10 protein-coding genes are annotated in these 15,010 nt (G+C 70.3%); 2 read left to right on the top strand and 8 right to left on the bottom strand.

Going from position 1 to position 15,010, the window contains the following annotated elements; all coding sequences use genetic code 11:
* Positions 1 to 39: 39 nt before the first annotated feature.
* The 6 genes from ftsH to nsdA form a co-directional block, all read right to left on the bottom strand.
* Complete coding sequence (gene ftsH, locus Q2K21_RS08090; RefSeq protein ID WP_310767946.1) at positions 40 to 1,965, bottom strand: ATP-dependent zinc metalloprotease FtsH; 1,926 nt, start codon at positions 1,963 to 1,965, stop codon at positions 40 to 42.
* Between the two features lie 102 nt (positions 1,966 to 2,067).
* Positions 2,068 to 3,618: a signal recognition particle protein gene (gene ffh / locus Q2K21_RS08085; protein ID WP_310767943.1), complete on the bottom strand. Its 1,551-nt coding sequence runs from the start codon at positions 3,616 to 3,618 to the stop codon at positions 2,068 to 2,070.
* Positions 3,619 to 3,838: 220 nt separating this feature from the next.
* Positions 3,839 to 6,286: a [protein-PII] uridylyltransferase gene (locus Q2K21_RS08080; RefSeq protein WP_310767941.1), complete on the bottom strand. Its 2,448-nt coding sequence runs from the start codon at positions 6,284 to 6,286 to the stop codon at positions 3,839 to 3,841.
* A gap of 25 nt (positions 6,287 to 6,311) precedes the next feature.
* A complete protein-coding gene (locus tag Q2K21_RS08075; RefSeq protein WP_310767938.1) occupies positions 6,312 to 6,650 on the bottom strand; it encodes a P-II family nitrogen regulator in 339 nt (112 codons plus the stop codon).
* Positions 6,647 to 7,990 carry an ammonium transporter gene (locus Q2K21_RS08070; RefSeq protein ID WP_310767935.1) on the bottom strand — a complete coding sequence of 448 codons (1,344 nt, stop codon included), beginning with the start codon at positions 7,988 to 7,990 and terminating at the stop codon, positions 6,647 to 6,649. Before Q2K21_RS08070 ends, Q2K21_RS08075 begins: the two co-directional genes overlap by 4 nt.
* A 443-nt stretch (positions 7,991 to 8,433) precedes the next feature.
* A complete protein-coding gene (gene nsdA / locus Q2K21_RS08065) occupies positions 8,434 to 9,909 on the bottom strand; it encodes a transcriptional repressor NsdA (RefSeq protein ID WP_310767932.1) in 1,476 nt (491 codons plus the stop codon).
* Positions 9,910 to 10,356: 447 nt separating this feature from the next.
* Between nsdA and Q2K21_RS08060 the strand changes: the two genes are divergently transcribed.
* Positions 10,357 to 11,019, top strand: coding sequence for a bifunctional DNA primase/polymerase (locus tag Q2K21_RS08060; protein WP_310767929.1), 663 nt, complete (start codon positions 10,357 to 10,359; stop codon positions 11,017 to 11,019).
* A 121-nt stretch (positions 11,020 to 11,140) separates the two neighbouring features.
* On the opposite strand, the gene ftsY is transcribed toward Q2K21_RS08060, so the two are convergent.
* Positions 11,141 to 12,343: a signal recognition particle-docking protein FtsY gene (gene ftsY, locus Q2K21_RS08055; protein WP_310767926.1), complete on the bottom strand. Its 1,203-nt coding sequence runs from the start codon at positions 12,341 to 12,343 to the stop codon at positions 11,141 to 11,143.
* A gap of 136 nt (positions 12,344 to 12,479) precedes the next feature.
* Here ftsY and Q2K21_RS08050 point away from each other — a divergent pair, with 136 nt between their 5' ends.
* Complete coding sequence (locus tag Q2K21_RS08050; RefSeq protein ID WP_310767923.1) at positions 12,480 to 13,451, top strand: LLM class flavin-dependent oxidoreductase; 972 nt, start codon at positions 12,480 to 12,482, stop codon at positions 13,449 to 13,451.
* A 139-nt stretch (positions 13,452 to 13,590) separates the two neighbouring features.
* On the opposite strand, the gene Q2K21_RS08045 is transcribed toward Q2K21_RS08050, so the two are convergent.
* Positions 13,591 to 15,009, bottom strand: coding sequence for a sugar porter family MFS transporter (locus Q2K21_RS08045; RefSeq protein ID WP_310767919.1), 1,419 nt, complete (start codon positions 15,007 to 15,009; stop codon positions 13,591 to 13,593).
* Between the last annotated feature and the right edge of the window lies 1 nt (position 15,010).

Below are 15,010 nucleotides of genomic sequence, written 5' to 3'. Positions count from 1 at the left end.
CCAGCGACCACGCGCGTCCCCGGACGACGCCCGGATCGCTCAATCGTCCTTCCGCAGGCGCAGGATCCCCGCGATCCGGTACGCCTCCGCCTCCTCCAGCGTCTCGTTGGCCAGGAGCGCCTCCGCCAGCGCGTCCAGTTGGCTCCTGTGTTCCAGGAGTTTGCGGCACGCCTCCTCGTAGCAGTCGTCCACGATGCGGCGCATCTCGCCCTCGATCGCATCCAGCGTCTGCGGGGCCGCCGCCAGGCCGTACGTCTGCTGCGCGTCGTTGGGCAGCGCCGACAGACGGCCCACCCGTTCGCTCATGCCCCAGCGGGCGACCATGCCGCGGGCGATGTTGGTGACCTGTTCGAGGTCGTTCTCGGAGCCGGTGGTGACGACGCCGAAGATCACCTGCTCCGCGGCCATGCCGCCCAGGGCTCCGATGATGCGGCCGCGCAGATACTCCTCCGTGTACGAGTACCTCTCGGCCTCGGGGGTCGAGAGCGTCACCCCGAGTGCCCGGCCGCGCGGCACGATCGTGACCTTGCGCACCGGGTCGGCGCCCGGTTGCAGCATGCCCAGCAGGGCGTGCCCGCTCTCGTGGTACGCGGTGCGCCGGCGCTCCTCCTCCGGCATCACGAGCGGGCGTTCGGCACCCAGCTGCACCTTCGCCAGCGCCTCCGACAGATCCGACTGCGTCACCCGCTCCTGCTTGCGCTTGACCGCGAGGAGGGCCGCCTCGTTGGCGAGGTTGGCCAGGTCCGCGCCCGTCATGCCCGGCGTCGTACGGGCCACCTGGGCCAGGTCCACGTCCTGGGCGAGCGGGATGTCCCGCGTGTGGATCTTCAGGATCGCCTGACGGCCGCCGCGGTCCGGCGGTGAGACGCTGACCACCCGGTCGAAGCGTCCGGGCCGGGTCAGTGCCGGGTCGAGGATGTCGGCGCGGTTCGTCGCCGCGATGACGATCACGCCCTCGGAGCCGGAGAAGCCGTCCATCTCGGTGAGGATCTGGTTCAGCGTCTGCTCGCGCTCGTCGTGGCCGCTCACCGACGGGCCGCCGCCCCGCTGTCGCCCGATCGTGTCGATCTCGTCGATGAAGATGATCGAGGGGGCCACCTTGCGGGCCTCGGCGAACAGCTCCCGGACCCGGGACGCTCCGACGCCGACGATCATCTCGATGAACTCGGAGGCGGAGGCGGAGAAGAACGGCACGCCCGCCTCGCCCGCCACCGCCCGCGCGAGCAGCGTCTTGCCGGTGCCCGGTGGGCCCGTCAGCAGCACGCCGCGGGGCATCTTCGCACCCATGCTGCGGTAGGCGTCCGGGTGTTCGAGGAAGTCGACGACGTCGTCCAGTTCACCCTTGACCTCGTCGATGCCGGCCACGTCGGCGAACGTCGTGCGCTGGGTGCCCGGCTGGAGCTCGACCGGTTTGGGCGGCGCCTTGCGGCCGAGCATGCCCCCTGCCCCGAAGCCCGTACGCAACCGCCGCGCGAAGAAGACCCACAGCGCGACCAGGATCACCAACGGCGCGAGGGAGAGCAGCAGGTTGTACACGAAGCCGCGCTCCTGGACCACCGGCTGCGCGGTCACCGTGACGTTGTGCTTGCTCAGGTTCTGCCAGAGCTTGTCGTCCGCGAAGGCCGGGCGCTGCGTCTTGAACTTGGTGTACTTCCCGCCGCCGGGCTTTTGCCGTGCGCTCTTGAGCTGCCCCTGGATCGCGTCGCCCTTGGAGTAGATCTTGGAGACGTTGCCGTCCCCGACCTGCTTGCTGAACTCGGTGTACGCGATCGTGGGCTCGTTGCCCTGATTGAAGTAGGTCAGCGAAAGGTAGGCAGCGGCGAAGACGACCACTGCGGCGACGAGCAGGCCCCACCAGCCACTGCGCATCTTCCGACCGCGCGGTCGCCTGGGCGGCTCCTCCGGGGTGCCCTCGGTGCGCCACGGCTGCTCCGGGGTCTTGCGTGGCGGCGCAGCATTGCTCATATATCGGACAGTACGACACCATCCAGGCACCGGCACGCGCTGAGGGCGCCTCCCACGAAGAGAGGCGCCCTCAGTGACGCATGGAACGAACGTTCGTGAGCGTCAGTCCATGAACTTCTTGAACTCGTCCGGCAGCTCGAACTCCTGTCCGCCCTGCTGCGGCAGCCCGAACGCGCCCTGGCCCTGGGCCGCGGCCTCGCGGCGCTGGGCCGCCTCCAGCTCCTGCTGCTTGCGCTTCATCGGGTTGCCGGAGCGCTGCTTGCCCTTGGCCTGCTTGGGCTGCTTCTTCTGCCGGCCGGGGCCGCCGCCCATGCCCGGGATCCCCGGCATGCCGGGCATGCCGCCGCCCTGGGCCATGCGGGACATCATCTTGCGCGCCTCGAAGAACCGCTCGACGAGTCCCTTGACGGCGCTGACCTCGACACCGGAACCCTTGGCGATACGGGCGCGGCGCGAACCGTTGATGATCGTCGGGTCCTGGCGCTCGCCCGGGGTCATCGACTTGATGATCGCGCCGATGCGGTCGACGTCGCGCTCGTCGAGGTTGTTGATCTGGTCCTTGATCTGGCCCATGCCCGGGAGCATGCCGAGCAGCTTGCTGATGCTGCCCATCTTCCTGACCTGCTCCATCTGGGCCAGGAAGTCGTCCAGGGTGAAGTCCTGGCCCTTCTTCGACGCCAGCTTGGAGGCCATCTTCTGGGCCTCTTCCTGGCTGAACGTCTTCTCCGCCTGCTCGATCAGGGTGAGCAGGTCACCCATGTCGAGGATGCGGGAGGCCATCCGGTCCGGGTGGAAGGCGTCGAAGTCGTCGAGCTTCTCGCCGTTCGACGCGAACATGATCGGCTTGCCGGTGATCTGCCGGATCGACAGGGCCGCACCACCGCGGGCGTCACCGTCGAGCTTGGAGAGGACCACACCGTCGAAGCCGACGCCGTCACGGAAGGCCTCGGCCGTGTTGACCGCGTCCTGACCGATCATCGCGTCGACGACGAAGAGGATCTCGTCAGGGCTGATGACATCCCTGATGTCCGCGGCCTGCTGCATCATCTCCTGGTCGATGCCGAGACGGCCCGCGGTGTCCACGATCACGATGTCGTGGACCTTGCTCTTCGCGAAGTCGATCGAGTCCTTGGCGACCTTGACCGGGTCGCCGACGCCGTTGCCCGGCTCCGGCGCGTACACCGCGACTCCGGCGCGCTCGGCGACGACGCTGAGCTGGTTGACCGCGTTCGGACGCTGGAGGTCGGCGGCGACCAGCAGCGGCGAGTGGCCCTGCTCCTTGAGCCACCGGCCGAGCTTGCCCGCGAGGGTGGTCTTACCGGCGCCCTGGAGACCCGCGAGCATGATCACGGTCGGGGGCTGCTTGGCGAAGCGCAGACGGCGGGTCTCGCCACCGAGGATGGTGACCAGCTCGTCGTTGACGATCTTGAGGACCTGTTGGGCCGGATTCAGGGCCTTGGAGACCTCGGCCCCGAGTGCGCGCTCCTTGACGTTCTTGATGAACGTCCGGACGACCGGCAGCGCGACGTCCGCTTCGAGGAGCGCGATGCGGATCTCGCGTGCAGTCGCGTCGATGTCCGCCTCACTGAGGCGCCCCTTGCCGCGCAGGTTCTTGAAAGTCGCTGAGAGGCGATCGGAGAGAGTATCGAACACGGCGGCGTCGGTCCTCGGTGTCGGGGGCATTTCGGGTGTGTCCTCAAGGGTATCCGGCCGCGCAAGCAAATCGCCCCCGTCCGCTGGTTCAGCGGACGGGGGCGGAATCCCCGCATGGGCGGGGAGCACGCTTCGACGACCTTGAGCACATGCTGCGCGGGCGGACCAACCCCGCACCGGCGGGGAGCACACCCGATCAACGCAAGGGGTGACCGCACAGTCACGCCCGCAACGCCTCCTCCAGCGCCCGCGCCACCGAAGCCGCCTCCTCCCCCGGCAGAGGCGCCCCCGTGGCCGTGGTCACATAAAAGGCATCGACCGCGTTCGCGCCGAGCGTGGACACATGGGAGCTGCGCACCCGCACCCCCGACTTCTCCAGCGCCTGCCCGATCCGGAAGAGCAGCCCCGGTGCGTCCTGGGCCCGTACCTCGATCACCGTGGCGTGCCGGGAGGCCGCGGGAGCCACCGTGACACGCGGCGGAGGTGCCACCACGCCCCGGCGGCGGGGGTAGGCCGCGTCCCGCTCCGCCAGGCGCGCCGCGATGTCCAGGGAGCCGTCCAGGGCCCGTACGAGGTCGGCACGCAGCCGGGCCGCCTGTGGCAGGGAGCCGTACTCGGCCGCGACCCGCCAGTCGAGCAGCAGCACCGAGCCTTCGTGGACGCCGTCCGGGAGGTCCAGAGCGCGCAGCTCCGCCGTGCGGACGGTGAGGCGGTGCATGGCCAGGACGCCCGACACCGCGGGCAGCACGCCGGGCTGGTCCGGTACGGCGACGAGCAGCTCCACGCCGAGGGGCTCCGGTTCGCCGGGCGGCTCCTCGGCCGGCGGCTCGGTCTGCGCGCGCAGCGCGAGGACCGGGCTGCCCGTGCGGAACGCCTCGATGGCGAGCCGCTCCTGCTCGGCGGTGGGCGTGGCGGCCTCCGGGTCGGCGGGCTCGTCGCCGGCGAGGACCGCCGAGACTCGTTTGACCAGGTCGGTCACCAGCGCGCCCCGCCAGGACGACCAGGCCGCGGGACCGGTGGCCAGCGCGTCGGCCTCGGTCAGCGCGTGCAGCAGCTCCAGCGTGCTCTGCGAGCCGACGGCCTCGGCGACCGAGCGGACGGTGGCCGGGTCCTCCAGGTCGCGCCGGGTGGCCGTCTCGACGAGCAGCAGGTGGTGCCGTACGAGGGTGGCGAGGACGGCGACGTCGTCGCGGTCGAAGCCGATGCGGCCCGCCACGTCCCGGGCGATGATCTCGCCCGCGACGGAGTGGTCGCCGGGCCAGCCCTTGCCGATGTCGTGCAGGAGCGCGGCGACCAGGAGGAGGTCGGGGCGGCCGACGCGGCGGGTCAGCTCGGAGGCGCGCACGGCCGTCTCGATCAGGTGCCGGTCGACGGTCCAGACGTGTACGGCGTTGCGCTGCGGGCGGCAGCGCACACGCTCCCAGTCGGGCAGCAGACGGGTGATGAGACCCTCGGCCTCCAGGGCCTCCCAGACGTCGATGGTCGGACGGCCGGAGCCCAGCAGGGTCACGAGCTGTTCGCGTGCCTCGGCGGGCCACGGTGTGGGCAGCGGGCGTGCGGCGCCGGCCATGCGGCGCACGGCGTGCAGGGAGAGCGGAAGGCCTGCCTGGGCGGCGGCGGCCGCGGCGCGCAAGGGGAGCACGGAGTCGCGCTCGGGGCGTGCGGCGCGTGCGAGCACCACCTCGCCGTCCTGTTCGACCACGCCTTCGGCGAGCGGGGACCGCTCCGCGACCGGTTTGCCGCCGCCGAGCATGGCGCGCAGTCGCGGCCGCACGGCGCGCGACCGCAGGACGCGCCCCACCTCGCGCCACGTCACGTCACTCGCATACGAAATGACCCGCGCCGCCTCGTACACCTGCCGCAGCAGCGTGTCGGCGTCCAGCAGGCCGAGCTCGGCTGCGACCTGATCCTGTTCCTGAAGTGCCAGCCGGTCGGTGGCGCGCCCGGTGGTCAGATGCAGCGCGTCCCGTACGTCCAGGAGCCTGCGGCGGGCGTCCGCCAGTCCCTCACGCGGGGCGTCCGCGAGCCAGGAGGCGGCGACCGCGCGCAGGGCCGTGGCGTCGCGCAGCCCGCCCCGTGCCTCCTTGAGGTCCGGTTCCAGCAGGTACTGGAGCTCGCCCTGCCGCTCGGCCCGTTCGGCGCACAGTTCCTGGAGCTCGGGGAGACGTTTCGGCGCCTGGTTGCGCCAGTCCGCCAGGACGGCCGTACGCAGTCCCGCCGTAAGACCGAGGTCGCCCGCCAGGTGCCGCGCGTCCAGCAGGCCGAGTTGCACCTTGAGGTCCTCGCCCGCCGTCTTGCGGGCCTCCGCCGGGGTGCGGACGGAGTGGTCGAGGGCGAGGCCGAGGTCCCAGACCGGATACCAGATGCGGTCGGCGAGGGCGGCGACCGCCTTGCTGTCGCTGCCGTCGTGCAGCAGGAGCAGATCGAGGTCGCTGCGGGGGGACAGCTCGCCGCGGCCGTAGCCGCCGACCGCGACCAGGGAGACGCCGCGCAGTCCCTCGGCGCCCGCGGTGAACAGTTCCGTGAGCCAGTCGTCGGTCAGTTCCGCCAGGGCCGCACGGCGCGGCGGCCCGGACCGCGCCCCCTCCTGGAGGAGGCGCAGCCGGGCCGCCGCGTAGCCGCTGGGTCCCGAGTCCTCTGCTTCCGTACGTACGTCCGTACTCGTCACCCAGCGACTCCTGTTCCTTGGTGCCTTACAGCGCGTCGGGGCCGCGCTCGCCCGTCCGGACCCGGACGGCTGTCTCGACCGGGATGGACCAGACCTTGCCGTCACCGATCTTGCCGGTGCGGGCCGCCTTGACGATGACGTCGATCAGCTGCTCGGCGTCGTCGTCCTCGACCAGCACCTCGATACGGATCTTGGGGACGAGGTCGACCGTGTACTCGGCGCCGCGGTAGACCTCGGTGTGGCCCCGCTGACGACCGTAGCCGCTCGCCTCGGTGACCGTCAGACCGTGGACTCCGAAGGCCTGGAGGGCCTCCTTGATCTCGTCGAGCCGGTGGGGCTTGACGACGGCGGTGATGAGCTTCATGCGTCCACCTTCTTGGTCTGCGTGGCGGCCAGGGCCGAGGCTGCGACGGTCCCGGCGACACCGCCGCCCGCGCCGCTGAAGTCGTATGCGGTCTCGGCGTGCTCGGCCTGGTCGATGCCGGCCACTTCCTCGTCCTCGGTGACGCGCATACCGATCGTCTTGTCGAGGAGGAAGGCGAGGATCGCGGAGGCGACCAGGGAGTAGGCGAGGACCGCGCCGACACCGGCGCACTGCTTCCACAGCTGGGTGAAGGAGTGGTCGCCGTAGAAGACGCCCGTCGCGGTCGACTGGCCCTTGCCGGTGGCGAAGAAGCCGATGAGCAGGGAGCCGATGATGCCGCCGACCATGTGGACGCCGACGACGTCGAGGGAGTCGTCGTAGCCGAACCTGAACTTCAGGCCGACGGCCGCGGCGCAGGCGACACCGGCGATGACGCCGACGGCGATCGCGCCGAGCGGGGAGACCGCACCACCGGACGGGGTGATGGCGACCAGACCGGCGACGGCACCGGAGGCGGCGCCCAGCGTGGTGAACGCGCCGTGGCGGATCTTCTCGTAGGCGAGCCAGGCCAGCATGGCGGCGGCGGTGGCGACCTGCGTGTTGACGAACATCAGCGCACCGACGCCGTCGTCGTTGCCGAGCCACGAACCGGCGTTGAAGCCGAACCAGCCGAACCACAGCAGACCGGCGCCGAGCATGACCAGCGGGAGGCTGTGCGGGCGCATCGGGTCCTTCTTGAAGCCGACGCGCTTGCCGATGACCAGGATCACGCCGAGCGCCGCGGCACCGGCGTTGATGTGCACCGCCGTACCACCGGCGAAGTCGATCACACCGAGCTCGAAGGCCCAGCCGCCGGCGCCCCAGACCCAGTGGGCGACCGGGAAGTAGACGACCGTGGCCCACAGGGCGATGAACAGGGCCCAGGCGCTGAACTTGACGCGGTCAGCGAGGGCGCCGCTTATCAGTGCGGGCGTGATGATCGCGAACATCAGCTGGAAGACCATGAAGACGAAGATCGGGATGGTGTAGCCGTCCCACAGTTCCGTCAGGCCGATGTTGCTGAGCCCCACCCAGTCCGAGTTCCAGCCGATGATGCTGCCGGAGTCGGTACCGAAGGCAAGGGAGAAGCCGTACAGCACCCACAGGATGGTGACGATCCCCAGGCTGATGAAGCTCATCATCAGCATGTTCAGGGTGCTCTTGACGCGGACCATGCCTCCGTAGAAGAAGGCCAGGCCCGGAGTCATGAGCATCACCAGGGCGGAACAGATCAGCATGAAGCCTGTGTTCGCGGAGGACAGCTTGGGTGCCTCCGCGGCAAGCGTGATGGCTGGTGCCATCGGCGTCTCCTCGTCGGTTGGTACGGCCCCGTGCGGGCGAAGCCTGAAAGAGGTCCGGTCATGAGGGGTGGGCCGGTTATGCGCCATGAGATTGGCGCAGCGCGGTTTCGGTCGGCACCCCTCGATGTTTCGCCGCAGTGACGAAGGCGCCATTCGTGTTACGCATTGATGAACTGCCGGATGCGGGCCGCGCTGATCGTTATCGTGGCGCAACCTTCGATGAATGGCATCACGGCTTCGATCGAGGAGCGCTCACGGGAGATCGGCCGGGCCCCCGGAGCGGCGCCGGTTCGGGCGCGAAAAGCCGGTTCGGGCGCGAAAATACGCGGCCGGCCGCGGCGGCCATCCGATGACCTGGCATGGGGGAGCCGAGTCGGGCAGTTCGGGATGGCGGCCGCGGCCGGGGTCCGAGGGGGCCCTTGGGTTCCGTGGGCCCGGGAGGGTCAGACCGCCTCGGCGGTCTCGGGAAGATGGGTGGCGAGCCGGTCGGTCAATTCGACGACCTCGGCAAGATCACCGAAATCGCGTACGGCCGTGTCGACGGTCTTTCGAATACGAGTGTTAACCCGTTCCGACCGCACTTTTCGCGCGATTTCCATGGCCTTCGTGGCCAGTACCGCACTCTGCTCGGGCTCGCGCTGAAGAAGATGCACGGTGGCCATGCCGATGAGATTGAGTGCGTACGACCGCTGGTGCTCACTGTCCCCGGCGAAGCCGTCGACGGCCTTCTGCATCAGGGGCTCGGCGAGGGATGCGTAGGCGGGGCTGCGGCCGGCGACATAGGCGAGGTCGCGGTAGGAGTGGGAGTTCTCGGCGTGCAGTTCGGGCTCGGAGAAGAAGCGGATCCAGTCGGGCTCGGGCTCTGCGAGCTCGATCGCGTCGGCGTAGGTGTCCTCGGCCAGCCGGACGGCGCGCTTGCACTTACCGGGCTGACCCATGTTCGCGTACGCGCGGGCCTCCATCGCATACAGCATGGCCTGGGTGCGCGGACTCGCGCAGTCCCGGCTGCCGTACTGGGCGAGGTGGATGAGTTCCAGGGCGTCGTCGGGCCGGCCGAGGTGGATCATCTGGCGGCTCATGCTGGAGAGGATGAACGAGCCGAGCGGCTTGTCGCCCGCCTCCTTGGCGGCGTGCAGGGCGAGGACGAAGTACTTCTGCGCGGTGGGTTGCAGTCCCACGTCGTAGCTCATCCAGCCGGCCAGTTCGGCCAGCTCCGCGGCGACCTTGAACAGGCGTTTGGCGGTGGCCTCGGGCTGGGGTTCCTGGAGGAGGTCGGTGACCTCGTGCAGTTGGCCGACGACCGCCTTGCGGCGCAGACCCCCGCCGCACTGGGCGTCCCACTGCCGGAACATCACGATGGTGGTCTCCAGGAGGTCCAGCTCGGGCTTGGAGAGCCGGCCGCCGCGACGCGAGGCGAGCGCGGGCTCGGGCTCACCGCGCGACGTGGTCGAACCCGGCACGAGCCAGCGCTGCAGGGGCTCGATGAGGGACGGGCCCGCGGACAGGGCCAGCGAGGTCCCGAGGAAGCCGCGCCGCGCCAGCATCAGGTCGCTGCGCGAGAACTCGCTGATCAACGCCACCGTCTGCGGGCCCGTCCAGGGCAGGTCGACTCCGGACACGGAGGGTGACTGGTGGGCGGTGCGCAGGCCGAGGTCCTCGACGGCGACCACGCAGCCGAACCGCTCGGAGAACAGCTCCGAGAGGATCCGCGGGATCGGCTCGCGCGGATTCTCCCCGTCGAGCCAGCGGCGCACCCGTGAGGTGTCCGTGGAGATGTGGTTGGCCCCCAACTGGCGGGCCCTGCGGTTCACTTGCCGCGCCAGCTCACCCTTCGACCAGCCGCTGCGCACGAACCACGAGCCGAGCAGCTCATTGGGGCGCTTGTCAGCGTTCGTCCCGCTTCCGCCGTTCTCGCCCACTGGAACGCCCCCATCCCTGAAACCACTTGTGCACTGTGTGCGCCAAGCCCTACCAGAATGCCGGTGCCTACAGCCCCGCGTCCGGCACTTGTCACCCTTCGGACGGGAACCCGACTTGCCTCCGGCATACCCACGAGTGCGTGCGTCCCCAGGACTCGTGCACTCAAAGTAATCCTACGATCACCCGTCCAGCCATGGCGATTCCAGAAACGCCACCATTCGCCACCCCATCGAATGAACTCACGGTCGCCTCCGCGCGATTCACTTGACACATGACGAACAGCAGCGGGTGGAGCGTGGCACTCGGCGGCGCGCGTTGCCGAACGCACCACCCCGGACGCGACTGAGCGCCGCCCGAGCCGGGGCGACGAACGACGGATGGGAACGCAGGGTAACTTTCTGATTCCGTCGCGTAACCACCGGCACGCCGGACCCGTTGGAGGGGGCATGGGCTTCACGATCGGCGGTACGCGGGGAATCCGCGAAATCCGGCCCGGCGCACGACGCCGGAGCCGCTCGTCGGACTGCCTCGCCGTGGCGGAGTACACGGGCTTGTGGGGCTGGGACGTGGTGCCCGGCGCACGGGCGGCCGCGGGGGCATGCTCGTGCGGCAGGGCGGACTGTGCCGTGCCCGGCGCGCATCCGCTGGACTTCGCGCCCGTCGTGCGGGCCGGCGCCACGCTCGACGAGGCGACCGAGGCCTGGGCCGAGGTGCCGGGCGCCGCGGTGATGCTGCCGGTCGGCCGTGCGTTCGATGTGATCGAGGTCGCCGAGGCGGCCGGGCGGCGCGCACTGGTCCGCCTCGAACGCATGGGACTCCCGCTCGGCCCGGTGACGGCCACCCCGGACGGCCGCGCCCACTTCTTCGTCGCCCCAGGCTCCACGGCCGAGCTGCCCGAGCTGCTCTACCGGATGGCGTGGGACGACGCGTCCCTCGACCTGCACGCCCTGGGCCCGGGCTCCCACATCACGGCCCCGCCCTCGGACCGCGGCGGTCTGGGCCCGGTCCGCTGGCTCCGCTCCCCCTCCCTCGACTCGGCGACGGAGCCACCGGCCGCACGTCTGCTGATCGGCACGCTGGCGTACGTGGCGCACCGGTCACGGGCATAGGGCCTGTTGCGAAAGTCCCGTCCGCCGGACCGGCAACAGCGAAGGGCCCCGCTCCCTCTGCACCAGGGAGTGGGGCCCTTGCCCGGATACGACCACGTACGCACCGCACACGTGCGTACGCTCAGTCGCCGATAAGCGCATCCACGAACGCTTCCGGCTCGAACGGCGCCAGGTCGTCGGCGCCCTCGCCGAGACCGACCAGCTTGACCGGCACGCCCAGCTCCCGCTGGACCGCGACGACGATGCCGCCCTTCGCCGTGCCGTCGAGCTTGGTGAGCACGATGCCGGTGATGTCGACGACCTCGGCGAAGACACGGGCCTGCACGAGGCCGTTCTGCCCGGTCGTGGCGTCGAGGACGAGCAGCACCTCGTCGAGCGGGGCGTGCTTCTCGACGACGCGCTTGACCTTGCCCAGCTCGTCCATGAGGCCGGTCTTGGTGTGCAGACGCCCCGCCGTGTCGATGAGCACGACGTCGTAGCCCATCTCCTTGCCTTCCTTGACCGCGTCGAAGGCGACGGAGGCGGGGTCGCCGCCCTCCGGGCCGCGCACGGTGTACGCGCCGACCCGCTCGCCCCAGGTCTGCAGCTGGTCGGCGGCGGCGGCGCGGAAGGTGTCCGCGGCGCCTAGGACGACGGTGCGGCCGTCGGCCACGAGCACGCGGGCGAGCTTGCCGGTGGTGGTGGTCTTGCCGGTGCCGTTGACACCGACGACCATCACGATGCCGGGCTTGCTGGCCTCGGGCTCGGTCCGCACGGTGCGGTCCATGCCGGGGCCGACCAGCGTGAGCAGCTCCTCACGCAGCAGTCCGCGCAGGTCGTCGGGCGTGCGGGTGCCGAGCACCTTCACCCGCTCGCGCAGCCGGTCGACCAGCTCCTGGGTGGGCTGCACGCCGACGTCGGCGGTGAGCAGCGTGTCCTCGATCTCCTCCCAGGTCTCGTCGTCGAGGTGCTCGCGCGACAGGAGGGTGAGCAGCCCCTTGCCGAGCGCGTTCTGCGATCGGGAGAGGCGGGCGCGCAGACGGATCAGCCGGCCGGCGGTGGGCTCGGGGATCTCGATCGGAGGCGCCTCGATCGTGGGCGGCTCCTCGAGGGCGACGGGAGCGGCGCCCTCTGGGAGATCCACCTCCTCGATCGTCCGGCGTTCCTCGTCGCGCGGTGTCTCGGCCTCGTCGCCGACGTGCGGCTCGGCCGGAGGGGCGGTGATGTCGGGCGTCGTGGGGGGCGCCGGGGGCAGTGGCTTCTTGCGCCGACTGCTGATGAGGAGCCCGCCGAGCGCGCCGAACAGGACCACGGCGATGACTACAGCAAGGATGACGAATTCCATAACGGGTCCAGTATGCGCGACCAGGCACCGGGTCGTTCGGCGGCGACTCCGGGCGTCCGTACCCCTGTTTGTCTGACGCTTCGTCAGCTACCGTCCCTCTGCACACCCGCCCGGCGAAGGCGAAGGGGGCTTTCCCATGCCCGTCACGGTCGTACGTTTCAACCTCGTCGAGCCCGGCGCCACGCCCGCGTCGCTGAGTGCCCGGTACCGGGCCGCTGTGGAGATGGCCGCGTACGCCGACGACCACGGGATCACCACCGTGCAGACGGAGGAGCACCACGGGGTCGCGAACAACTGGCTGCCGTCGCCGTTCGCCTTCGCGGGCGCGGTCTTCGGCGCCACCCGGCGGCTGGCGGTGACCGTGTCCGCGGTCATCGGCCCGCTGCACGACCCGCTGCGGCTGGCGGAGGACATCGCCGTCCTTGACCTGCTCAGCGGCGGCCGGCTGGTCACCGTCGCGGGCATCGGCTACCGGCCCGAGGAGTACGCCCTCTTCGGCGTCGAGTGGAAGCGGCGCGGCGCGCTCCAGGACGAGCTTCTGGAGACCGTACTGAAGGCGTGGACCGGCGAGGAGTTCCCGTACCGGGGCCGCACGGTATGCGTCACGCCGCGCCCGTACACCCGTCCGCACCCCCTGTTGCTGGTCGGCGGCTCCTCGAAGGCGGCGGCCCGCCGCGCCGCGCGTCTGGGCCTGCCCTTCTTCCCGAGTGCGCATCTTCCGGAGCTGGAGGCGTATTACAAGGAGCGGCTCGTCGAGTACGGCACCGAGGGCTGGACGATGATGCCGGCCGCCGAGACCCCGCTGCTGCACATCGCCGAGGACCCGGACCGGGCCTGGGCGCAGTACGGCGAGCACTTCCTGCACGAGGCGCGGACGTACGCCTCCTGGCAGTCCGGCGACATCCGCTCGGCGGTGCGGTCGGCGGCCACGACGGTGGACGAGCTGCGCGCGGAGGGTGTGTACCGGATTCTGACGCCCGACGAGTGCGTGGGCCTCGGCCTGGACAATCACGTCCTGCACCCGCTGTCGGGCGGGATGCCCCTCGACGAGGGCTGGCGCAGTCTGCACCTGTTCTGCGAGAACGTGCTCCCCCGCCTGGAAGGCTGACCCTCCCGGTCATCACGCCTCTCTCACCCCTACACCCCCGCCCGGCTCGGGCGGTGGCCGAGCCGGGCGGGGGCAGGATCCGAGGAGAGGGGCAGCGGGGTCTTGGCCCTTCTCCTCGAGCTCGAAGCGATGGGCGGACTCAGCCCATCTCCTCCAGGGCCTTGCCCTTCGTCTCCTTGACGAACTTCAGGACGAACGGGATGGAGAGCGCGGCGAAGACCGCGTAGATCACGTAGGTCACCGAGAGGTTCCAGTCGGCCAGCGACGGGAAGCTCGCGGTGATGGCCCAGTTGGCGATCCACTGCGCCGCGGCGGCCACGCCCAGGGCGGCGGCACGGATCTTGTTCGGGAACATCTCGCCGAGCATGACCCAGACGACCACACCCCAGGACAGGGCGAAGAAGAGGACGAACACATGGGCGGCGATCAGGGCCATCCAGCCCTGGGTGGCAGGCAGCTTGCCGTCGACGAGGTGGTAGGAGAACGCCCAGGCCTCCAGGGCGAGGCCGACCGCCATGCCGATGGACCCGATGAGGGCGAGCGGCTTGCGGCCGATGCGGTCCACGAAGATCACCGCGATCACGGTGCCGACGATGTTGATGATCGATGTCGTGAAGGAGTAGAAGAACGAGTCCGTCGGGTCGACGCCGACCGACTGCCACAGCGTCGAGGAGTAGTAGAACGCGACGTTGATGCCGACGAACTGCTGGAAGACCGAGAGGCCGATGCCGATCCAGACGATCGGCTTGAAGAAGAAGCCACCGCCGAGCAGGTCCTTGAAGGTGGACTTGTGCTCACTGTTCATGGCGTGCTCGATCTCGGCGACGCGGGCGTCCAGGTCGAGACCCTGGCCCTCGACCTCGGCAAGGATCTCGCGGGCGCGGTCCCGCTTGCCGACGGAGATCAGGAAGCGCGGGGACTCGGGGATCGCGAAGGAGAGCAGGCCGTAGAGGACGGCCGGGACGACCATGACGCCGAGCATGACCTGCCAGGCTTCCAAGCCCATGAGCTTGCCGCGCTGGTCGCCGCCGACCGCGTTGAGCAGACCCCAGTTGACCAGCTGCGAGATGGCGATGCCGATGACGATCGCGGCCTGCTGGAAGGAACCGAGGCGACCGCGGTAGGCGGGCGGGGCGACCTCGGCTATGTAGGCGGGGCCGATGACCGAGGCCATGCCGATGGCGAAGCCGCCGACGACGCGCCACAGGGCGAAGTCCCACAGCGCGAAGGGCAGCGCCGAGCCGACGGCGCTGACGGTGAACAGCACGGCGGCGATCTGCATGACCCTGATGCGGCCGATGCGGTCGGCCATGCGGCCCGCGCTTGCGGCGCCGATGGCGCAGCCGATCAGGGCGATGGCGATGACCTGGGCCAGCGCCGCGGAGCCGATGTCGTAGCGGTCCCGGATGGCTTCGACGGCGCCGTTGATCACGGAGCTGTCGTAGCCGAAGAGGAAACCGCCCATCGCAGCCGCCGCCGCGATGAAGATGACATGCCCGAGATGTTCGGGGTGAGCCGTCCTGGCTCCTGGCTGGGGTGCCTGCGCTGTGCTGGTCACG

Origin of the sequence: Streptomyces sp. CGMCC 4.7035 (assembly GCF_031583065.1) — a bacterium.
GTDB lineage: Bacteria > Actinomycetota > Actinomycetes > Streptomycetales > Streptomycetaceae > Streptomyces > Streptomyces yaanensis.
This window is presented reverse-complemented; position numbering and strand designations above follow the sequence as displayed.